General features: G+C 68.5%; 23 protein-coding genes. 17 read left to right on the top strand and 6 right to left on the bottom strand.

The genetic code is table 11. The features are described 5' to 3' along the window. The first annotated feature begins 73 nt into the window (after positions 1 to 73). Positions 74 to 1267: an elongation factor Tu gene (gene tuf / locus D7D94_RS07905; protein ID WP_156242094.1), complete on the top strand. Its 1194-nt coding sequence runs from the start codon at positions 74 to 76 to the stop codon at positions 1265 to 1267. A 289-nt stretch (positions 1268 to 1556) separates the two neighbouring features. On the opposite strand, the gene D7D94_RS07900 is transcribed toward tuf, so the two are convergent. Together D7D94_RS07900 and D7D94_RS07895 are read right to left on the bottom strand one after the other, a co-directional pair. Beyond that, positions 1557 to 2588 carry an IS110 family RNA-guided transposase gene (locus D7D94_RS07900; protein ID WP_156242093.1) on the bottom strand — a complete coding sequence of 344 codons (1032 nt, stop codon included), beginning with the start codon at positions 2586 to 2588 and terminating at the stop codon, positions 1557 to 1559. An 883-nt stretch (positions 2589 to 3471) separates the two neighbouring features. After that, positions 3472 to 4485: a LacI family DNA-binding transcriptional regulator gene (locus D7D94_RS07895; protein WP_156242092.1), complete on the bottom strand. Its 1014-nt coding sequence runs from the start codon at positions 4483 to 4485 to the stop codon at positions 3472 to 3474. Positions 4486 to 4620: 135 nt separating this feature from the next. Between D7D94_RS07895 and D7D94_RS07890 the strand changes: the two genes are divergently transcribed. The 8 genes from D7D94_RS07890 to D7D94_RS07855 all read left to right on the top strand — a co-directional run bounded on the left by D7D94_RS07890 (position 4621) and on the right by D7D94_RS07855 (position 12634). Then, a complete protein-coding gene (locus tag D7D94_RS07890) occupies positions 4621 to 5904 on the top strand; it encodes an ABC transporter substrate-binding protein (protein WP_156242091.1) in 1284 nt (427 codons plus the stop codon). Between the two features lie 55 nt (positions 5905 to 5959). Continuing rightward, positions 5960 to 6901 carry a carbohydrate ABC transporter permease gene (locus D7D94_RS07885; protein ID WP_246171730.1) on the top strand — a complete coding sequence of 314 codons (942 nt, stop codon included), beginning with the start codon at positions 5960 to 5962 and terminating at the stop codon, positions 6899 to 6901. After that, complete coding sequence (locus D7D94_RS07880) at positions 6898 to 7827, top strand: carbohydrate ABC transporter permease (protein ID WP_156242090.1); 930 nt, start codon at positions 6898 to 6900, stop codon at positions 7825 to 7827. Before D7D94_RS07885 ends, D7D94_RS07880 begins: the two co-directional genes overlap by 4 nt. After that, positions 7824 to 9290: a glycoside hydrolase family 32 protein gene (locus D7D94_RS07875; protein ID WP_156242089.1), complete on the top strand. Its 1467-nt coding sequence runs from the start codon at positions 7824 to 7826 to the stop codon at positions 9288 to 9290. The genes D7D94_RS07880 and D7D94_RS07875 overlap by 4 nt, the downstream gene beginning before the upstream one ends. Beyond that, the gene (locus tag D7D94_RS07870; protein ID WP_216648644.1) at positions 9290 to 10180 is read left to right on the top strand and encodes a PfkB family carbohydrate kinase; all 891 of its coding nucleotides are present in this window, start codon (positions 9290 to 9292) and stop codon (positions 10178 to 10180) included. Before D7D94_RS07875 ends, D7D94_RS07870 begins: the two co-directional genes overlap by 1 nt. 112 nt (positions 10181 to 10292) lie before the next feature. Further along, on the top strand, positions 10293 to 11129 hold the full coding sequence (locus D7D94_RS07865; protein WP_156242087.1) for an aldo/keto reductase: 837 nt from the start codon (positions 10293 to 10295) through the stop codon (positions 11127 to 11129). 171 nt (positions 11130 to 11300) lie between these two features. Further along, positions 11301 to 11639, top strand: coding sequence for a GIY-YIG nuclease family protein (locus D7D94_RS07860; RefSeq protein ID WP_156242086.1), 339 nt, complete (start codon positions 11301 to 11303; stop codon positions 11637 to 11639). 326 nt (positions 11640 to 11965) lie between these two features. Continuing rightward, complete coding sequence (locus D7D94_RS07855; protein WP_156242085.1) at positions 11966 to 12634, top strand: VanZ family protein; 669 nt, start codon at positions 11966 to 11968, stop codon at positions 12632 to 12634. 34 nt (positions 12635 to 12668) lie between these two features. Here the strand turns inward: D7D94_RS07855 and D7D94_RS07850 are convergent, their stop codons facing one another. Next, entirely contained in the window at positions 12669 to 13193 is a 525-nt protein-coding gene (locus tag D7D94_RS07850; protein ID WP_156242084.1) for a MarR family winged helix-turn-helix transcriptional regulator, read from the bottom strand. An 11-nt stretch (positions 13194 to 13204) separates the two neighbouring features. Further along, positions 13205 to 13432 (bottom strand): hypothetical protein, encoded by a 228-nt coding sequence (locus tag D7D94_RS07845; RefSeq protein ID WP_156242083.1) that lies wholly within the window; start codon positions 13430 to 13432, stop codon positions 13205 to 13207. 134 nt (positions 13433 to 13566) lie between these two features. On the opposite strand from D7D94_RS07845, the gene D7D94_RS07840 reads away from it, so the two are divergent. Then, positions 13567 to 14043: a MarR family winged helix-turn-helix transcriptional regulator gene (locus D7D94_RS07840; protein ID WP_173024256.1), complete on the top strand. Its 477-nt coding sequence runs from the start codon at positions 13567 to 13569 to the stop codon at positions 14041 to 14043. Here the strand turns inward: D7D94_RS07840 and D7D94_RS07835 are convergent. Next, positions 14032 to 14565, bottom strand: a complete 534-nt coding sequence (locus tag D7D94_RS07835) for a MarR family winged helix-turn-helix transcriptional regulator (protein WP_156242081.1) — start codon at positions 14563 to 14565, stop codon at positions 14032 to 14034. The genes D7D94_RS07840 and D7D94_RS07835 overlap by 12 nt on opposite strands. A gap of 121 nt (positions 14566 to 14686) precedes the next feature. Between D7D94_RS07835 and D7D94_RS07830 the strand changes: the two genes are divergently transcribed. From D7D94_RS07830 to D7D94_RS07820, 3 genes are read left to right on the top strand one after another with little or no spacing between them, the layout of a single operon-like run. Beyond that, positions 14687 to 15022: a DUF7882 family protein gene (locus tag D7D94_RS07830; protein WP_246171924.1), complete on the top strand. Its 336-nt coding sequence runs from the start codon at positions 14687 to 14689 to the stop codon at positions 15020 to 15022. 1 nt (position 15023) lies between these two features. Beyond that, complete coding sequence (locus D7D94_RS07825) at positions 15024 to 15188, top strand: hypothetical protein (protein ID WP_156242079.1); 165 nt, start codon at positions 15024 to 15026, stop codon at positions 15186 to 15188. A 2-nt stretch (positions 15189 to 15190) separates the two neighbouring features. Continuing rightward, positions 15191 to 15409 carry a hypervirulence associated TUDOR domain-containing protein gene (locus tag D7D94_RS07820; RefSeq protein ID WP_156242078.1) on the top strand — a complete coding sequence of 73 codons (219 nt, stop codon included), beginning with the start codon at positions 15191 to 15193 and terminating at the stop codon, positions 15407 to 15409. Between the two features lie 19 nt (positions 15410 to 15428). Here the strand turns inward: D7D94_RS07820 and D7D94_RS07815 are convergent, their stop codons facing one another. Then, the gene (locus D7D94_RS07815) at positions 15429 to 15593 is read right to left on the bottom strand and encodes a hypothetical protein (RefSeq protein WP_156242077.1); all 165 of its coding nucleotides are present in this window, start codon (positions 15591 to 15593) and stop codon (positions 15429 to 15431) included. 198 nt (positions 15594 to 15791) lie between these two features. On the opposite strand from D7D94_RS07815, the gene D7D94_RS07810 reads away from it, so the two are divergent. From D7D94_RS07810 to D7D94_RS07795, 4 genes are all read left to right on the top strand, one after another. Next, on the top strand, positions 15792 to 17186 hold the full coding sequence (locus D7D94_RS07810) for an APC family permease (protein ID WP_156242076.1): 1395 nt from the start codon (positions 15792 to 15794) through the stop codon (positions 17184 to 17186). Further along, entirely contained in the window at positions 17183 to 17887 is a 705-nt protein-coding gene (locus D7D94_RS14255; RefSeq protein ID WP_173024255.1) for an IclR family transcriptional regulator, read from the top strand. Before D7D94_RS07810 ends, D7D94_RS14255 begins: the two co-directional genes overlap by 4 nt. Before the next feature lie 217 nt (positions 17888 to 18104). Then, positions 18105 to 18692 carry a MauE/DoxX family redox-associated membrane protein gene (locus D7D94_RS07800; protein ID WP_156242074.1) on the top strand — a complete coding sequence of 196 codons (588 nt, stop codon included), beginning with the start codon at positions 18105 to 18107 and terminating at the stop codon, positions 18690 to 18692. An 18-nt stretch (positions 18693 to 18710) separates the two neighbouring features. Beyond that, positions 18711 to 19331 (top strand): redoxin domain-containing protein, encoded by a 621-nt coding sequence (locus D7D94_RS07795; protein WP_156242073.1) that lies wholly within the window; start codon positions 18711 to 18713, stop codon positions 19329 to 19331. The last annotated feature ends 4 nt before the right edge of the window (positions 19332 to 19335 follow it).

The following is a 19335-nucleotide window of genomic DNA, read 5'->3' as shown; positions in this document are numbered from 1 at the left end:
AAAACATCCCCGGAGAGCCCCGGTCGCAATCCAGCGACCGTGCTCTTCACATGACCGTCCTGAGGAGGACCCAGTGGCTAAGGCCAAGTTCGAGCGCACCAAGCCGCACGTGAACATCGGAACGATCGGTCACGTCGACCACGGCAAGACGACGCTCACCGCGGCGATCTCGAAGGTGCTCGCCGACAAGTTCCCGTCGGCCACCAACGTCCAGCGCGACTTCTCGTCGATCGACTCCGCTCCCGAGGAGCGCCAGCGCGGCATCACGATCAACATCTCGCACGTCGAGTACGAGACGCCCAAGCGTCACTACGCTCACGTCGACGCCCCTGGTCACGCTGACTACATCAAGAACATGATCACCGGTGCCGCCCAGATGGACGGCGCGATCCTCGTGGTCGCCGCGACCGATGGTCCCATGGCTCAGACGCGTGAGCACGTGCTGCTCGCCAAGCAGGTCGGCGTTCCCTACCTGCTCGTCGCGCTGAACAAGTCGGACATGGTCGACGACGAGGAGATCCTGGAGCTCGTCGAGCTCGAGGTTCGCGAGCTCCTCTCGTCGCAGGACTTCGACGGCGACAACGCTCCTGTCGTCCGCGTCTCGGGCCTCAAGGCTCTCGAGGGCGACGCTCAGTGGACCGAGTCCATCGTCGAGCTCATGAACGCCGTCGACGAGTCGATCCCCGACCCGGTGCGTGACAAGGACAAGCCGTTCCTCATGCCCATCGAGGACGTCTTCACGATCACCGGTCGTGGAACCGTCGTCACGGGCCGCGCCGAGCGTGGCACCCTCGCGATCAACTCCGAGGTCGAGATCGTCGGCATCCGCCCGACGCAGAAGACCACGGTCACCGGTATCGAGATGTTCCACAAGCAGCTCGACGAGGCATGGGCCGGCGAGAACTGCGGTCTCCTGCTCCGTGGCCTCAAGCGCGAGGACGTCGAGCGCGGCCAGGTCGTCGTGAAGCCGGGTTCGGTTACCCCTCACACCAACTTCGAGGGCACCGCGTACATCCTGTCCAAGGACGAGGGTGGGCGTCACAACCCCTTCTACACGAACTACCGCCCGCAGTTCTACTTCCGCACCACGGACGTCACCGGCGTCATCTCGCTGCCTGAGGGCACCGAGATGGTCATGCCCGGCGACACCACGGACATGACGGTGGAGCTCATCCAGCCCATCGCCATGGAAGAGGGCCTCGGCTTCGCGATCCGTGAGGGTGGCCGCACCGTCGGCGCCGGCACGGTGACCAAGATCATCAAGTAAGTTCTTCGAACTCGCTTCGTCAGCGGGGTCGCCCTTCGGGGCGGCCCCGCTTTCGCGTACCCCGGGGATGGCCGTGGTCCCTTCTCGGGCGTGGAGCGAGCGAAGCGAGACGAAACGGGGTGGGGTGGGTCCTTTCCTCTCGGACGTTGAGCGAGCGAAGCGAGACGAAACGGGGCGAGGTGTTCTCGGGACCGGGTCGCCGCGTTTCGTCTCCCTCGCTGGCGCTCGGTCGCTCAACGTCCGGGGGGGGTTGGGGTGTCTCCTCTCTCGGACGAAGCTTCTATGTGTGTCAACTGGCTTGGAGGAGTCGGAAGAGTTGACGGGCGACGATGCGTTTGAGGGCGCGTCGGATGTCGCGGTCGGTGCGTCCTTCGGCTCGGCGGCGGGCGGTGTATTCGAGGGTTTGCGGGTGTGCGCGCCAGCGGGTGATGACGACGCGGTGGAGGGCGGCGTTGAGGCGTCTGTCGCCGGTGCGGTCGAGGCGGTGGCGGTGATGGTTGCCGGTGGAGACGGGTTTCGGGGCGACGCCCGCCAGGCGCGCGAACGCGGCCTCGCAGCGGACCCGGCCGGGGTGGGACCAGGCGACGTAGACCGTCGCGGCGCTGACGGGGCCGACGCCGGGCTCGTCGAGCAGTCGCGGGGCGACGGCGGTGACGAGGTCCCGCAGGGTGGTGTTGTTCTCCACGAGCTGCTCGGCGAGCTCCCGGATCCGGCGGGCCAGGCGGGTCGCTTCTCGCCGTGCGATGGCGGCGTCGAGGGGGTCAGTGGGGTGGGATCGCCATGCGGCGATCTGCGCGATCTGCCCGGTCCGCAGCGGCCGGCGCGCGTCGATGCCGAGGTCGTGGCGGCGCAGCAGCCCGGTGAGGGCGTTGATCGTCGCGGTGCGTTCCCGGGTCATGCTCGTGCGTGCGGTGAGGAGGATCTGCAGCGCCTCCTGCTCCGCTCCGGTGCGCGGGCGGGCGAGGGCGTCCTGCTCCAGCGGGAGCACCGACGATGCCGCCAGGCGGGCGTCGATGCGGTCGTCTTTCCCGTCGGGCCGGTACCGGATGACGGGCGCCTGGGTCACATCGATCCCGGCGCGCAGGAACGCGTCCGTCAGCAGCCGCCCGTACGACCCGGCCCCGTCGATCGAGACCAGCAGGGCACCTCCCGCAGTTCGGGACCGGGCCCATTCCACGCTGCGGGCGATGCCGGCCGGATCGGTCGGGTACGAGCGCTCCTCGAGGACGTGGCCGGCGGCGTTGAGGACCGCGAACTGGTGGCGGCGGGCGTGGGTGTCCACGCCCGTGACGAACTGGTAATGCTCTGCGACGATTGTCATTGCGATCTCTCCACTTCGAGCGAACGGGACGGTCGTGAACGCCGGGACCGGTTCTGGGGTGAAGTCACCGCGGGACAACACTGTCAGGAGCCACGAAGGCTTGCTTCTATCAAGTCACCGCGATGGGCCAGGCCGGTCCCGGCACCAACTCGCAGCGGACGAATCGAGTGCAAGGCACTCCCCCGAGGGAGAGGCCAGTTGAGCGAGGAGTCACACCACGAGCCAGCAACCGGAACCGAGCCTGCCAGCCAGCACCGCCAGCCGCTATACACAGTGACAGTTGAGCGAGCGGAGCGAGACGAAACGGGGCGAGGTGTTCTCAGGACCGGGTCGCCGCGTTTCGTCTCCCTCGCTGGCGCTCGGTCGCTCAACGTCCGGGGGGGGGGGGGGGGAGGTTGGGGTGTCTCCTCTCTCGGACGTTGGGCGAGCGGAGCGAGACGAAACGGGGCGAGGTGTTCTCGGGACCGGGTCGCCGCGTTTCGTCTCCCTCGCTGGCGCTCGGTCGCTCAACGTCCGGGGGGGGTTGGGGTGTCTCCTCTCTCGGACGTTGGGCGAGCGGAGCGAGACGAAACGGGGCGAGGTGTTCTCAGGACCGGGTCGCCGCGTTTCGTCTCCCTCGCTGGCGCTCCGTCGCTCAACGTCCGGGGGGTGGGGTGCCTCCCCTCTCGGACGTTGAGCGAGCGGAGCGAGACGAAACGGGGCGGGCCGTTGTCGGGACCGGGTCACGGCGTTTCGTCTCCCTCGCTGGCGCTCCGTCGCTCAACGTCCGGCAGCGAGCGGAGCGAGACGAGACGGGGTGAGCCGTTCGTGAGACCGTTCGACCAACGTCCTGGGGTGGAGAGCTCCCATACGGTGCGCTGAGCGAGCGGAGGGAGCCGCAGTATCAGATCCGGGCGACCGACTGTCGGCGCATGAGAGGCATCGTGATCCTGGCGTCGGCGAGTTCGCGGCGTCCGAGGATCATCTCGACGCCGAGGCGGGCCATCTCCTCGTAGGGCAGCCGAGCGGTGGTCAGGCCCGGCCTCAGGTAACCGGCGAGTTCCTCGTCGTCGAAGGAGATCACCGAGACGTCTTCCGGCACGCGGAGGCCGAGAGAGCTCAGGGCCTGGAAGATGCCGAAGGCGACGTTGTCGTTGCCTGCTAACAGGGCGGTGAGGTCGGGATAAGCCGCGAGCATCTCCAGCGCGGCGTCGTGTCCGATCGCCGGGCTCCACTCGGAGAGTTGCATACGCTCCGGTCGTATGCCGGCGGCAGCGAACGCCTCGTCAATGCCGACGAAGCGAGCACCGATCGAGACGCTCTTGCGAGGGTTCGCGGCGATCTCGGGGAGTTCGCCGATGATCCCGATGCGACGGTGCCCCGCCTCGATCAGCTCGGACGCGACCTCGCGCCCCGCTGCGCGCTCGTCTGGCAAGATGCTCGGCACGCCCGTGGGGGTGCGGCCGTTGACGATCACGAGCGGGATGTCCTGCGATGGCCGGGGCAGGTCGACGACGCGCGCGCCCATCAGGCCGACGATGAGGCCATCCACGCGGCGGTCGAGCATCGACTCCATGGCGAGACCCACGTTGTCGAGGTCGCCTTCCGTCTCGGCGATGAGAACGGTGTGGTCGAGATCGCGCGCGGCATGGAGGACGCCTTTGATCATGCCCGAGGCGTAGCGGGTGAGTGTGACCTCATCCGAGATGAACCCGACGGAGCGGGTCTTCCCGAGACGGAGACTCTGAGCCGCGGGATTGGGCTTGTATCCGAGCTGAGCCGCGGCCGCCCGGATGCGCTCCGCTGCTTCCGGGGAGAGACGCGATCCGGGGCGGTCGTTCAGAATCAGGCTGACCGCCGTCTTCGACATGCCGGACAGCTTCGCCACATCAGCGAGAGTCGGTCGCTTCTGAGTCATCCGCTCCTCCTGCGATACACGCTAGCCCATGCGGTGCTGAATCAATTCAGCAGGCGGCTTGCAACTCCTCTCACGCGCTGTTACCGTTACCGCTAAATCCATTCAGCACTCTTCTGCCTCACAGGGAGAACTTCGATGAAGAAGACAGCAATCAAGATCCTCGGCGTGACGCTGGTCGCCGGGATGACGGTCGGCTTCGCCGGCTGCGCTCGCGGCGGGTCCTCCTCCGGCGAGGAGGGGACCATCGCACTCTGGACCCACAACGCGGGGAACGAGGCGGAGCTCGGCGCGATCCAGGGGATCGTCGACGATTTCAACGCGAGCCAGGACGACTACACCGTCGAGGTGCAGGCGTTCCCGCAGGAGTCGTACAACCAGTCCGTCACGGCGGCAGCCTCTTCGAAGAAGCTGCCCTGCATTCTCGACATCGATGGTCCGAACGTTCCGAACTGGGCGTGGGCTGGATACCTCGCCCCGCTGAGCGGAATGGAAGACGCGCTCGAGCCCTTCCTGCCGTCGACGATCGGCACCTATAACGACGAGATCTACTCCTACGGCTTCTACGACGTCGCGCTCACGATGATCTCGAGCAAGACCATCCTCGAGTCGAACGGCATCCGCATCCCGAACGCGGACGAGCCGTGGACTCGGGAGGAGCTTGACTCAGCCCTGGCCAAGCTGAAGGAGAGCGGACAGTTCGACTACGCGGCGAACTTCAACACCGCCGATGTGGGCGAGTGGTACCCGTACGCGTACTCGCCGATGCTGCAGAGCTTCGGCGGCGACCTCATCGAGCGCGACGGCTACGAGAGCGCCGACGGTGTGCTCAACGGAGACGCCGCGATCGAGTGGGCGACGTGGTTCCAGGGCCTGGTGCAGGATGGCCTGATCGCGGCGAAGTCCGCGACCGACCAGACTGCCGACTTCCTCAACGGCAAGACCGGACTGATCTACGCCGGAAGCTGGGCGGCGGCGCCGGTCCGGGAGCAGCTGGGCGACGACGCGCTCTTCCTCCCGGCGGTCGACTTCGGGAACGGGCCGACCATCGGCGGTGGCTCGTGGCAGTGGGGGATGTCCGCTTCGTGCGACGACCCCGAGGGGGCGCTGGCCTATCTCGAATTCGCGGCGCAGGACGAGAATGTCGCTGCGGTCGCCGAAGCCGCTGCGACCATCCCCGCCACCGACGGAGCCGCGGCCATCGTGCCCGGGTACGGAGACGGCGGCGAGAACGAGATCTTCCGCGATTTCGCGAAGGACTACGCGCAGGTGCGCCCGGTCACGCCCGGGTACCCGTTCATCGCCACCACGTTCACCAAGACGACGCAGGACATCCTCAACGGCGCGGACCCGAAGCAGGCGCTCGACAAGGCCGTCAAGGAGATCGACGCCAACCAGAAGCAGAACAACTACAACCAGTAGCGCGTGATCCGGGCGACCCGACGAAGGGTCGCCCGGATCGACTCGGAGGAGCCCCATGTCCACAACGCTGCACCGCCCTCCCCGGGCAGAGGTCGCAACCAGCCCCCGCGCGGGACGCATCCAGGGTCAGGGCAAGGAGCAGGTCACCGCTCTCGCGATGCTCCTGCCGGCGGCGGTGCTGATCATCATGTTCTTGATCATCCCGATCGCGCTGACGTTCATCCTGGCGTTCACCAACACGCGACTCATCTCACCCGTACCCGGCCAGTTCATCGGGCTGCAGAACTTCAGCAACCTGTTCACGGACGAGACCTTCTGGGCATCGCTGCGCAACACCATCGTCTTCACGGTCGTCATCGTGCCCGTGCAGTCGGCAGTCGCGCTGGTGATGGCCGTTCTCGTCAACAGCAAGACGCGCGGCACCACGTTCTTCCGCACGATCTACTTCCTGCCGGTGGTCACCTCCATCGTCGTCGTGTCGATGCTCTGGTTGTTCATGTATCAGAAGGACGGGCTGATCAACCTGCTCCTCGCCCGCATCGGCATCGAGGGCCCGGACTGGCTGGCCGACCCGCGCTGGTCGCTCTTCGCGATCATCGTCATGTCGATCTGGCAGGCGATGGGCTTCCACATGATCATCTGGCTGTCCGGACTGCAGACGATTCCCGAGGAGCTCTACGAGGCAGCCGCACTCGATGGTGCCTCCAAGTGGCAGCAGTTCACCAATGTCACGTGGCCCGGTCTGCGCGCAACGCGGGTGTTCATCCTGATCACCATCACCATCGCCGCGTTCGGCCTGTTCTCGCAGGTGAACATCATGACCCAGGGCGGCCCACTCGACTCCACGTCGACGCTCGTGTACATGACGGTCCGCTCCGGCTTCCAGCAGCAGCAGACCGGTTACGCCGCGGCGATCTCGCTCGTGTTCTTCGTGCTCGTGCTCGTCGTCACGCTCATCCAGAACTTCCTCACCCGGGATAAGGAGGCAAGCCGATGAGCGCACTCGCCAACCGGCCACTGCTGAAGGACATCGGCGACGTCGCCAACCCCGGAAGGAAGGCGCCCGCTGGCCGCTGGAGCGCTGCGCTGCTGCTCGTCGCGAAGATCCTGCTGGCGCTCGTCTTCGGGCTTCCGCTGGTGTTCATGATCGTGTCGAGTTTCAAGCCCGACCTCCAGATCTTCGCCGATCTCGGCGGGCTCCGTGCCTTCCTGCCCGTCGGAGAGCTCTCGCTCGACAACTACGTCGGCGTGTTCGAACGCGTGCCGTTCGCGCAGTTCCTGATGAACTCGGTCATGATCTCGGCTCTGACGGTGCTGCTCGGCCTCGTCGTCAACTCGATGGCCGCCTTCGCGCTGGCGCGGATGCGCCTCCCGGGCCGCAAGGTGCTGCTCGGCATCGTTCTGGCGACGCTCATTGTGCCGTTCGAGGTGATGGCCGTGCCGATGCTCTGGTGGGTCAACCAGCTGCCGTACTTCGACGGGGCCGAGTTCCTTCAGGGATGGCTTGACACGTACGCCGTGCAGATCGTGCCATTCATCGCCAACGCCTTCTCGATCTTCCTCTTCTATCAGTACTTCGATTCCATCCCGCGGGAGCTGGACGAAGCGGCGCGCGTCGATGGGGCGGGGTGGTTCCGCATCTACCGCAGCATCGTGATGCCGCTCGCCGGCCCGGCAGTGGCGACCGCCGCCATCCTGACCTTCTTGCCGGCGTGGAACCAGTACCTGTGGCCGCTGATGGTGACTCAGAGCGAATCCGTTCGTCCGGTGATGGTCGGCATCGACTACTTCAAGCAGCTCAACGTGTCGTGGGGGCAGATCATGGCGTACGCCAGCATCATCACAGTGCCGGTGCTGGCGCTGTTCGTCGCGTTCCAGCGCTCTTTCGTCAACTCGATCGCCGCGTCGGGAGTGAAGGGATGACCGCGGCGGGCACCGTGCCGTCCGCGCGCCTCCACGCGCGCCCGCGAGCTCACTTCACTCCGGCTCGGAACTGGATGAACGACCCCAATGGGCTCGTCTACCACCGGGGGACTTACCATCTGTTCTTCCAGCACAACCCGAACGGGCTCGGACACGGCGACATCAGCTGGGGCCATGCGACGAGCGCAGACCTCGTCTCGTGGGAGGAGCAGCCGCTCGCGATCCCGTACGACGAGAACGAGCAGATCTTCTCCGGGTCCGCCGTCGTCGACCACACGAATTCCTCGGGCTTCGCAGACGACGGCAGCGTCGCCATGGTGGCGATCTACACCTCGGCGACCCGGGACGGCACGCAGGCGCAGGCCCTCGCGTACAGCCTCGACGAGGGCCAGACCTGGCAGAAGTACGCCGGCAATCCCGTGCTCGACCGCGGGTCCGCGGACTTCCGCGACCCCAAGGTGTTCCGCTACAGCGGTGAGGATGGCGAGCACTGGGTCATGGTGGCCGTCGAGGCAGCCGAGCATCGCGTGCTTCTCTACCGGTCAGACGACCTGAAGCGGTGGACATACATGTCGTCCTACGGGCCGGCGGGTGCGATGGGCGGCGTGTGGGAGTGCCCGGATCTCTTCCCGCTGCCGGTGGATGGCGACGCGTCGTCGCGCAAGTGGGTCATGCTGGTCTCGCTCAATCCGGGCGGGGTCGCGGGCGGGTCCGGCACGCAGTATGTGGTCGGCGATTTCGACGGACACACCTTCACGGCCGACCGGGATTGGCCTCTTCGAGGCGCGGACGACCCCGGGCTCGCCGATCTCGACTGGCTGGACTGGGGAAGGGACTGCTATGCGGGTGTCACCTTCAGCGGCCTGCCGGAGGCGGACCGCACGCTGATCGCGTGGATGAGCAACTGGGACTACGCCCATCACATGCCGACGCGACCGTGGCGTGGTGCGATGACCCTGGCGCGCAAGCTCTCCCTCGTCTCCGCCGAGGGCCGCCCGCAGTTGCGGTCCTCACCTGTGCTGCCGCCGGCCGTGGCCGTCGAGGATCATGTCGATCTTGCCCGCGGGGCGGCCGTCGCGCTGCCCGCGCTCGCGCGCCTGGACGTCGAGATCAGCGAGGGGGCCGTCGCCGACCTCGAGTTCGGCGACGGCGACAACTCGGTGTCCGTGCGGATCGACGGCGCAGCGGGGAGCATTCATCTGGACCGACGCGACGCCGGGTTCGATGGTGACGTCAGCTCGTTCGCGAGCGTCGAGCGACTGACGCTGCCTGACGGCGCAGCTGCCCGCGTCACCTTCGTTCTCGACCACGGGTCCATCGAGGTCTTCGCCGCCGACGGGCTGCGTACTCTCACCGAGGTGGTGTTCCTCGGGGAGGAGCGGCACATAACACTGAAGCACGTCGAGGGCGGGAACGTCACTCTGCTGCAGGTGAGCGACTTGACCGATGGAGCAGCGGGATGATGCGCGCGCTGGTACTCGGCGAGGCCCTGGTCGACGTCGTCTCGGGTGAGGCGTTCCCGGGCGGCTCACCTATGAACGTCGCCGTGGGCCTGGGGCGGCTCGGCATCGAGGTGGAGCTCGCGACGTGCATCGGCAGCGATGCACACGGCGCGCTCATCACGCGGCACCTGCAGGGCTCGAACGTCGCATTGGCGGATGGCACCCGTGCGGATGGGGCGACGTCGTCGGCGATCGCGACGATCTCGTCGGAGACCGGCGCGGCGGAGTACGACTTCTCCCTGCGGTGGGATCTCGGGCCGGTGGATGTCGACGGGTACGGCCTCGTCCACGCCGGCTCCCTGGGCGCGTACCTCGAACCCGGGAGTGAGAGCGTCGCAGAGGCCGTGCGCCGAGCGGCGCTCGGCTCTCTCGTGAGCTTCGATCCGAACATCCGCCCCGCTCTGCTCACGGACCGCCTTCGAGCGGTGCAGCGCACCGAGGAGCTCATATCGGCGAGTCACGTCGTGAAGCTGAGTGACGAGGACGCGGCCTGGCTCTACCCGTCCGCCACGATCGAGCAGGTGCTCGAGCGTGTGACTGCACTCGGGCCGCGGCTGGTCGTCGTGACTCGCGGCGGCGAGGGCTACGCCGCGGCTGCCGGTGCGGAGCGGTGGAGCCGCTCGCTCGGCGAGCCGGTGCAGGTAGTGGACACCATCGGGGCCGGCGACGCGTTCATGTCCGGCCTTCTGTACGCGATAGCCGCGCGTGGTGCCGCCGCCGCCATCCGGGAGAGCACGCTGCCTCGCGACGAGTGGGTCGCGCTCCTCGAGGTCGCTCAGAGATCGGCGGCTCTGACCGTGTCGAAGGATGGTGCGGACCCGCCTCGGCTCGCGGAGATGCAGGTCGGCTGATCGGGTGCGGCGTTTCGTCTCGCTCGCTGGCGCTCGGTCGCTCAATGTTCGGCAGGGACCATCCGCTGTCAACCCTTTGAGGCCATCCGCCCCTCGCCTCTAGGAAGGGAGCATGACGATCCCCACCTGGACTGCACACGGCGGACTCGAGCTGCCGGTTCTCGGCTTCGGCACCTACGGACTGAAGGGGGCGGACGGCGCGGATGCCGTCGCTCGCGCCGTCGACAAGGGCTACCGGCTGATCGACTCCGCGTTCAACTACGAGAACGAGGGGACCGTGGGGGAGGGCGTGCGCCGCTCCGGCATCGACCGCGACGAGCTCATCGTCACGTCGAAGCTCGAGGGACGTCATCAGGAGCGCGATGCGGCCATCCCCTCGATCGAGGAGAGCGTCTACCGGACGGGCCTCGGCCACCTCGATCTGCTGCTCATCCACTGGCCGAACCCGAAGACCGACAAGTACGTGGAGGCGTGGCAGGCGCTCATCGAGGCGCGCGACGCCGGCATCGTAAAGGCGATCGGCGTCTGCAACTTCCTGCCGGAGCACCTCGAGCGCCTCGTGCGCGAGACCGGCGAGCTGCCGCAGGTGAACCAGATCGAGATGCACCCGCACTTCCCGCAGGAGGAGTGCATCCGCTTCAACGCCGAACACGGCATCCTCACCGAGGCGTGGAGCCCGCTCGGTCGCGAGACCGGCATCCTCGAAGACGAGGTCATCGTCGACATCGCGCGCAAGCACGACGTCACGCCCGGGCAGACGGTGCTGGCGTGGGCGATCGCGCGCGGCGCCATCCCCATCCCGAAGGCAGCGAGCGACAAGCGTCAGCTCGAGAACCTCGGGGCGCTCGAGGTGGAGCTGGTCGAGGAGGAGATCGCCGCGATCACCGCGCTGGGTCGTCCGGATGGCCGTCTGGCGGATCAGGATCCCGCCGAGTACGAGGAGTTCTAAGGCCCGCACGTCTCGGACGTTGAGCGAGCGAAGCGAACCGGAACGCGGTGGATACGTCTCTTCTCGGACGTTGAGCGAGCGAAGCGAGTCGAAACGCCGCAACCCGCCCTCGACGACGCCCCCTGTGGAGAACTCACGCGCCGGATGTCCGCATTCGGCTACATTCTCCGCATGCCGTACGTCTACATCCTCGAGTGCGCCGACGGCACGTACTACGTCGGCAGCACCCGTGACCTCGACCTGCGGCTCGCGCAGCACCAGCTCGGACAGGGAGCCGCATACACCCGGCGCACCGGCCGGCGCCCTGTCACCCTGCGCTGGCACGCCGAGTTCGAGCGGATGGACGACGCGTTCCTCTGGGAGAAGCAGATCCAGGGCTGGAGCCACGCGAAGCGCACGCTGCTGATGGAGGAGGGCTTCGAGGCCGTGCGTGGCTGGAGTAGGCGTCAGCGCGCGGCGAAGCGAGCGGATGGCGCGGCCTCCGACATCGAGGGAGAGGCAACGGGGTGAGGGCTTCCGAGGCCGGCTCACGGCGTTTCGTCTCGCTTCGCTCGCTCAACGTCCGGGATGGTCGCGGCCCCCTCTCGGACGTTGAGCGAGGGAGCGCAGCGACCGAGACGAAACGGGGTGGATCGTTGTCGAGGTTGGGTTGCGGCGTTTCGTCTCGCTTCGCTCGCTCAACGTCGGGGGTGGTCGCGGCCCCCTCTCGGACGGTGAGCGAGGGAGCGCGGCGACCGAGACGGAACGGGGCGGGTCGTGCCCCGTCAACGTCCGGGGTGGTTGCCAGGACGGGCGTCTAGGGTCGAGGTCAACGTCCGCGCCATGAGGAGGTCCTGATGACCGACGCACTCGGCCCCAAGCCGCCCCGCAGCCGCGCCCGCCTCTGGGTCGCGACCCTGCTGCTCGCCATCTACGCCGGATTCGTCGCCGTCGTGACCCTGTGGCCCAACCCGAACGACCTGGAGTTCGGCGGCATCTCCGACCGCGTGCTCAAGGTGCTGTACCGATTCGGCGTGCCGGAGTGGTTCGGCTTCGACGAGATTGAGTTCACCGCGAACATCGGGATGTTCATCCCCCTCGGCTTCTTCCTCGGCCTCGCCCTGCCGCGTCGCGCCTGGTGGCTCGCGCTGTTCCTCGTGCCCGGATACTCCGGCTTCATCGAGTGGACGCAGGCGACGAGCCTGGAGTCGCGCGTCTCGAGCATGCTCGACGTGTTCGCGAACACCGCCGGCGGCTACATCGGCATCCTGCTCGCCATGACCATGCGCGCGATGATCTACGCGCGCGACCGCCGCATCATCGCCCGAGCGATCTGGGAGCGCGACGCGGAGATCCTCCGCGCACGCGAGCACCCGCTGCCTCAGCAGCCCGGGCGCGTGCAGCAGCCCGGTCGCCCGGTGCAGCAGCAGACCTGGCACGAGCCGGATGCCGCCACGCGCGTCTTCGAGCAGCGCCCGACCTGGCAGGACCCGCGAGACGCCCCCACGGAGCGCCTGCCCTTCTGATCAGCGCACGCCGGCGAAACCCCCGCGCACTGGATCAGTCGGCGTCGGGCTCCGCGTCCGCGTCCGAAGCGGCCGCCTCCCCGACGGCGTCGGCCATCCCGCTGAGGAAGCGGGCGACGACGCCGCGCTCCTGCTCGTCCATGCTGTCCACGAGCGCGAGCATGCGCTGGTGCATGGGGCCGAGAGTCTCGCGCACCTCCGCGTCGCTGCTCGCGGTCGGCACGACGATGCCTGCACGGCGGTCGGTGGGGTGCGCCTCGCGCTTGGCGTGGCCGTCGCGCTCGAGCCGGTCGATGAGAGCGGTGACCGAGGCGGTGGAGATGTCGAGCGTGCGGGCGAGGTCGACGGCGCGCACGACGCGTCCGGCGCGCTGCTCGCGCAGCAGGTGGCGCAGCGCCAGGAGGTCGGTCTCGTTCATCCGCATCGAGGCCCGGGTGCGGGCGCGCATCGCGGTCTCGGCCGCGCGGTAGCGGCGCAGGAGGTTCAGAACGTCGACGGTCGTCGCGCCGCCATCGGTGTCGGGGTACCAGTAGCCGGATGCCGTGGGTTCGGTGGACATCGCCATGCGTTCTACTTCGCCTCCTTGGCGAGCGCTTCACGCGCAAGTCGTTCTGCGGTGCCGTCCTCGACGCCGGACGGGACGACGCGCAGGAGCCCGCCGGTCATCGCCTCGTTCTCGGAGTAGGCGATCTCCTCGATGCGCCACAGGGGCACGGCGGGGAAGCGGTTCGCGAGGCGCGTGACCATCTCCTGATACAGGACGTATCCCGCTTCGTCAGGTGCAAAGCTCGTCGTCATCGCCCTTCCTCTCGCGTCGGCGTCCATCCAGCTTCTCACCTTCCGCGACGAGAAAAGTCCAGATCCGAATATGGTTCGACGCCCGTGTATCAAGGTCGTCTAGTAAGGTTGCTTCTCGTGAGCGAGAAGAGCGCGTGACGGGCGACGGTCAGCACGTGAATCACGAGCGCAAGGATGGCCTCGTCCGGGCCATCGCGGATCTCCGGCAGGCGGAGGCGCGGCTGGCGCGCCGGCGGCAGGCGAGCCGATCTCTCAGCGAACTGGACCTCTCGGCCGTCCGCATCGTCGTCGATGTCGCGAACGAGGGCCGTGAGCTGACGCCGACCGAGATCGCGGAGACACTGCAGGTGAGCAGCGCCTCGATCACGGCGGTGCTGCGGCGCCTCGAAGACGCAGGCTTCGCGGAGCTCCGCGCGAACCCTGCCGATCGCCGTTCGAAGTTCGTCGTCGCCACCGACGTGGGCCGGTCGCTGAATGACCCCGTCGCGGACAGTGTCACGCGCGCAGCGGTCGATCTCACCGAAGGCGAGCGGATGGTCGTGTCCCGGTTCCTGCGTCGGGTCACCGAGGAGATCGACGCGGCTCTGCAGCCGGAGCTCTCACGCGGCTGACGGCTCGCTCGGCGGGTCGATCTCCTGCGCGTGCGCGGTGACGGCCTCGGTCATCTGCTGCAGGAACGTGGAGATGACGGCCGCCTGGCTGCTGCTGAGCGACCGCGCGACGCTCATCATGCCCTCGTGCACGCTGCCGAGGGTCGCGCGCACATCCACGTCTGCGAGCCGTGTGGGCAGGATCCGTTGGCGCCGTCGATCCGTGGGGTGGGGAAGGCGCTCGATGTGGCCCGAGCGCTCCAGCTTGTCGAGCAGGCCGGTGACGGAGGCGGGGGTGAGTCCCAGTGCCAGCGCGACGTCGCGAGGCTGGAGCTCCTGGCCGGAGCGGGCGCGACGCGTGGCCAGGCCGATGACGAGCATCTCGTTGTCGGTCATCCGCATCGAGGTGCGGGTGCGGCGGCGCAGATCCATCTCCGCGGCGCGGTACGTGCGCAGTGCCTGGAGGACGGATGCGGCGGCCTGTTCGTCGACGCCGGTGCCGTACCAGTACGACGACACCTCGCCGGGGCCTGAACGTTTCATGTCGTCATGGTAGCGAAAGTCTGCACCCCTGATTACTCGCTTGCCAAATGATTAGTTTGCCAAGTAAAGTTCGAGACGTCGGCAGGTGTCGGCCAAAATCGAGGAGGAACGCGTGGGCAAGATGTTCTACGGCATGAGTGACCAGGCGATCGAGATCGAGGATCGCCTCCTCGCCCACGTGCAATCGGTGGTTCTCACCAAGCTGCGCCGCGGCGAGTCCTTCTCCCTCTCGTGGCAGCACCCCGGCGGCGCGCGTGAGACCGTCTGGGTGCACTCGTCCATCCCCTTCCGCATCGTTCTCGACGAGGTGGACCAGGTTCCGCTGAATCGCGAGGTGCTCGTGCGTCTTGTCGAGGCGGCGAACTCGAACCACGGGCTCGACCTGTCGCCGGCCGCCCTCTCCGACATCGACGCGCAGGCCACGCCGCGCACGGCTTCCCTCGCGAAGGCGGCCTGACATGAGCGCCGGAGTGTCCGTGGCCGCGAAGCCGGCGGCCGCCGCGATCGGCGTGGGGGAGGCGGGCGTCTCACTCGTCCCACGCGTGACCCTGCAGTCGCTCGTCGCGGCCGGGATGTCACGAGTTGCGGGAGCGCCGACGGCGGGGTTCCACGGTCGGAGCTGAGCGTGGCTCAGGAGCTGTCGCCGGGCGACCGGGTGAGCTGGAACACGTCGCAGGGTCGCACGCGCGGTGAGGTGGTGCGCAAGCAGGAGTCGGACTTCACCTTCGCGGATCAGACCTTCCGCGCATCGGAGGACGACCCGGTCTTCGTCGTGAAGTCGGAGTCGACGGGCGCGGAGGCCGCACACCACAGGAAGGCGCTTCGCAAGCTGCCGAAGCGCTGACGCCGCACCGCTCCCTGGTTCAGCGCGAGGCGCTCTGCGCCTCTGTGTGATGGTGACTCTCCCGCGACGGCGGCGTGTCGGGCGAGGAAGCTCCGCTGACGGCTGCTGCGGCGGCTACGGCGACGAAGGCGGCGGCGGTCAGCACTGATGCGACAACCCCGCCGGCGGCGATCATGCGGGTCATGGTCCTCCTCGCGGTCGATGCGATCGTCGCAGCAGGTCCGATCCTCAGGGTGACAGCGGTGTGAGGAGCGTGTGCCATCCGATGAGACGGCCGCGTCTTGCGTCGGTCGACGCTGTCTCGGCTGCTGTCACGTGCCGGAAACAATCCGGAGCGCCTCGCGCAATGCGCGTTGCCTAGGTTTCGGGCAGGAGGGGCGCGATGAGAGCTCTCAGCAAGGCGATCCGGCAGGCAGAACCTCTGGCCGGACTCGAGGACTCGCCGTTCCGCGCGTTGCGGCGCACGCGGGCGAGGACGATCGACGTCGTCGCGCAGTCCGTCGCAGCGGCGGCGCCCGCCGGGGTGCTCGCGTTTCACACCGGCGCCATGGGAGACGGGCCGTACGGCCTCGTCGAGCTCGCCGTCGCCGTTCCCCTCATGCTCGCGGTCGGGGTGGTGCTCGGCGTCTTCACCAGACGGCTCGCGAGCACCGGCGCGGTCTACACCTTCGTCGCGCGCGGCCTCGGCGCGCGCGCCGGGATCGCCGCGGGCGCGCTCCTCGCGATCGGCTACCTCGCGGTCGGCTCCTCGACGCTGCTCATCGGCGGTCGGCGGCTGGCCGACCTCGTCGCATCCGATCGACCGGATGTCGCCGCGGTCGTGATCATCGTGCTGACCGGATGCGGCATCGCGGCGCTCAGCATCGGGGGCCTGCGCATGACGACGCGCATGCTGCTGGTCTTCGAGGTGGGCGCGGTCGCCACGGTGCTCGCGGTGACCGCGATCGCCGTCGCTCAGTCGCCATCCGGTGTCGTGCAGCCGCACTGGCTAGGGGAGCCGGAGGCCGCCTCGGCGGTCGTGTCTGTGGTGCTGGGATTCGTCGGCTTCGAGAGCGGTGCCGCGCTCGGAGCCGAGTCTCGCCGTCCGCACGCCACGGTGCCGCGCGGGGTGATGATCAGCATCGTGGCGATCGCCGCCGTCCTCCTCGCCGGAAGCGTCGGTCATCTCGCTCTGCGCTCTCCGGGTTCGCTCGCCGACGCCCCGGCGACGCGTGCCGTCCTGCAGGCCATCATCGGGGTCTCCTTCCTCGCCTGCGCGCTGGCCATGACGACGGCGTCGGCCCGGCTGGTCCTCGCCATGAGCCGCGAGGGGGTGCTTCCCGCTGCGCTCGGCAGGGTGAGCCGGCGCGGCGTGCCGTGGTCGGCCTCGCTCGTGCTCGTCGTGCCGGTCGTGACGATCCCCTGCGCCGCGGTGCTCGCGTCGGTCGAGACGGAGTTCGAATCCGGAGCGAACATCCTCGGACCGCTCGGGTTCCTCGCGGCGTACGTGCTGCTGTGCGCGGCATCCGTCGCGTTCCTGGTGCGCATCGGCGAGGCGACCCCGAGGATGGTCGTGCTCGCGTCATCGACGGGAGCCGCGCAGGCGGCGCTGCTGGTGGCGTGGGCGTGCGCGATGTGGGCGCGAGAGCCGGTGGCGGTCGCCGTGGGTCTGTCTGTCTGTCTGATCGTCGTCGTCTCCGCCGTCGTCCTCGTCGCTCGCACGCCGCGGCTCCGGGCGCGGGTTGGGGTGTACGACTGGGTGGAGTCCGCCGACGCGATCGCGGGCGGCGCCCGGTGACGCCGGAGCCTTCGATCCCCGAGAAGGGGCTCGAACTGGCGCTGGCCATCCTCGAGCATGTGGCGCGCTGCCGCGATGGGGTGACCGCGTCGGAGCTCGTGAAGCGGGTGGGCGCGCCTCGAGCGAGCGTCTACCGCGCCGTCGGCACGCTCACTCGCGAGGGCTACCTCGTCCGGCGTCCGGATCTCACGGGCTTCCTGCTCGGTCGCCGCGTGCTGGAGCTCGCCTCGATCGTCGAAGCGCATCGGCGATCGCCCGTGGAGCCGATCGTCGACGATCTGCGACGGGAGACGGGGGAGGCGGTGCATCTGTTCGCCTTCACCGATGACGGGATGGAGTTGGTCGCGGAGGACGCGTCCATTCCGATCGCGGACAGTGACGCGCTGTTCCGAAACCCGGAGAGCTCGGCGGCGGGCCACCTGTGGCTGGCCTCACACGACGGGCCCGGGGGGTGGCCGGAGGTGCCCTCGGCTCCCGTGCGCGAGCAGGTCGTGGCGGCGGTGAGCGTGCGCGGCCATGCTGAGCAGTTCGGCTCGGTCCTTCCCGCCGTCGGCTGCATCGCCGTGCCCGTCATGACGAACGGGCGAGAGATCGGCGCGCTCGCTCTCGCCACCGGTCTCGGCCGCGTGAGCACTGCCGCACGGCACCTCGTGCTGCTGCGCGAGGGTGCGGCCGCGATCGGCGCGGTTCTCGACGCGTAGTGTCTGCCGACGCTTCATCCGCCCGTAACACGGAAAAGACCAGTTCCGAGTCGTGTTTCGGCCGAACCGGCCGTGCGTCGGCGCGGTCGCGGTGATGCCGGCGCGTGAGCAGCTGTCTCACGGTGAGTGCGGAGATCTTCACGGCCTGCGCGTATGGCCGAAACCATCGCTCGCCACGCTGAGGTCATCGACCGATCGACCCGAAAGGACTCGACCCGTGATCCTCATCGCTCTCACGTCCCTGCTCGGCGGCCTGCTGCTCATCGCCGGCGTGCCCAAGCTTCGGGACCGGCGCGGAATGCTGGCGGCGGTGCAGGGGTATCGGCTGCTGCCTCCTGTGCTCGAGCGGGCGGTCGCGCGCGGCCTCCCGTGGAGCGAGGTCCTGCTGGGCGCACTCCTCATTCTCGGCGTCGAGCCCCGCGTGACCGGGCTGCTCGCCGCAGCGCTCTTCACCGTGTTCGCTGTCGCTCTCGGCATCAACCTGCTGCGTGGACGCCGCGACCTCGATTGCGGCTGCTTCGCCTTCGCTGAGACGGGGCAGGCGCCGCGCATCGGCTGGCCGCACGTCGTCCGCGCGCTCGCGCTCGCCGCCGGCGGTGCCGGAGCGGTGCTGCTTGCCCACGGGTTCGGCGCCACCTCGGTCGTGGAGTACCTCCTGGGGTGGAGTCTCGCCGCGCTCGTGCTCTCGGCCATCTGGGCCGCGGTCTTCGCCGCGAAGGTCATCCATCCCGGGCGCCGACCCGTCGACACCCATCTCGCCCGTGCACGCGACGAGCTCGTCGCGGCCGCCGCCCTCCACCCCTGACGTTCCGAAAGGACCCCCGTGATCACATTCCTGCTCATCGCGACGATCGTGCTCATCCTGGCCGTCGCCTTCCTCTTCGTCATGAACCTCGCCCTCGCCCGCGAGATCGGCCGCGTCCAGGTGCGCCTCGGCCCTCTCGGCGCCCGGATGATGGACAGCGGCCCGAAGATCGCCGAGACGGGCCCCTCCTTCCAGGGACTGGCCGATCACCGGGGTCGCCCGGCGAGCGTCGGCGGTCACCGCGACCGCGCTCAGCTCCTCATGTTCACCGGGCCGAAGTGCTCGACGTGCAAGAGCCTGCTGCCAGGAATCAAGGCGCTCGCCAAGGCGGAGCGCAAGGACCTCGAGGTCGTGATGATCTCCGACGGCACCGCCGAGGAGCACGCCGAGTTCCTCGCCGGAGCCGGCATCACCGACGAATTCGCGTACGTGGACGCCCGCGAGGTCGGCATCGCCTATCAGGTGGGCACCACGCCCTACGGCGTCGTGCTCGACGAGCACGGGAAGATCCGGGCCAAGGGCCTGTGCAACCAGATGGCGCACGTCGAGAGCCTCCTCAACGCGCTGGAGACCGGCACCCCCTCGCTGCAGCACCTCCATGAGGCGTCGAAGCAGCGCGAGATCCAGCACACGCACTGACCCG

The sequence above is a fragment of the Microbacterium oryzae genome (genome assembly GCF_009735645.1).
GTDB lineage: Bacteria > Actinomycetota > Actinomycetes > Actinomycetales > Microbacteriaceae > Microbacterium > Microbacterium oryzae.
This window is presented reverse-complemented; position numbering and strand designations above follow the sequence as displayed.

Bases quoted from the DNA above. Each gene is read 5' to 3' on its own strand.
- D7D94_RS07900 (WP_156242093.1), bottom strand. From the start codon at position 2,588: ATGACAATCGTCGCAGAGCATTACCAGTTCGTCACGGGCGTGGACACC.
- D7D94_RS07895 (WP_156242092.1), bottom strand. From the start codon at position 4,485: ATGACTCAGAAGCGACCGACTCTCGCTGATGTGGCGAAGCTGTCCGGC.
- D7D94_RS07890 (WP_156242091.1), top strand. From the start codon at position 4,621: ATGAAGAAGACAGCAATCAAGATCCTCGGCGTGACGCTGGTCGCCGGG.
- D7D94_RS07885 (WP_246171730.1), top strand. From the start codon at position 5,960: ATGTCCACAACGCTGCACCGCCCTCCCCGGGCAGAGGTCGCAACCAGC.
- D7D94_RS07880 (WP_156242090.1), top strand. From the start codon at position 6,898: ATGAGCGCACTCGCCAACCGGCCACTGCTGAAGGACATCGGCGACGTC.
- D7D94_RS07875 (WP_156242089.1), top strand. From the start codon at position 7,824: ATGACCGCGGCGGGCACCGTGCCGTCCGCGCGCCTCCACGCGCGCCCG.
- D7D94_RS07870 (WP_216648644.1), top strand. From the start codon at position 9,290: ATGCGCGCGCTGGTACTCGGCGAGGCCCTGGTCGACGTCGTCTCGGGT.
- D7D94_RS07865 (WP_156242087.1), top strand. From the start codon at position 10,293: ATGACGATCCCCACCTGGACTGCACACGGCGGACTCGAGCTGCCGGTT.
- D7D94_RS07860 (WP_156242086.1), top strand. From the start codon at position 11,301: ATGCCGTACGTCTACATCCTCGAGTGCGCCGACGGCACGTACTACGTC.
- D7D94_RS07855 (WP_156242085.1), top strand. From the start codon at position 11,966: ATGACCGACGCACTCGGCCCCAAGCCGCCCCGCAGCCGCGCCCGCCTC.
- D7D94_RS07850 (WP_156242084.1), bottom strand. From the start codon at position 13,193: ATGTCCACCGAACCCACGGCATCCGGCTACTGGTACCCCGACACCGAT.
- D7D94_RS07845 (WP_156242083.1), bottom strand. From the start codon at position 13,432: ATGACGACGAGCTTTGCACCTGACGAAGCGGGATACGTCCTGTATCAG.
- D7D94_RS07835 (WP_156242081.1), bottom strand. From the start codon at position 14,565: ATGAAACGTTCAGGCCCCGGCGAGGTGTCGTCGTACTGGTACGGCACC.
- D7D94_RS07830 (WP_246171924.1), top strand. From the start codon at position 14,687: ATGTTCTACGGCATGAGTGACCAGGCGATCGAGATCGAGGATCGCCTC.
- D7D94_RS07825 (WP_156242079.1), top strand. From the start codon at position 15,024: ATGAGCGCCGGAGTGTCCGTGGCCGCGAAGCCGGCGGCCGCCGCGATC.
- D7D94_RS07815 (WP_156242077.1), bottom strand. From the start codon at position 15,593: ATGACCCGCATGATCGCCGCCGGCGGGGTTGTCGCATCAGTGCTGACC.
- D7D94_RS07810 (WP_156242076.1), top strand. From the start codon at position 15,792: ATGAGAGCTCTCAGCAAGGCGATCCGGCAGGCAGAACCTCTGGCCGGA.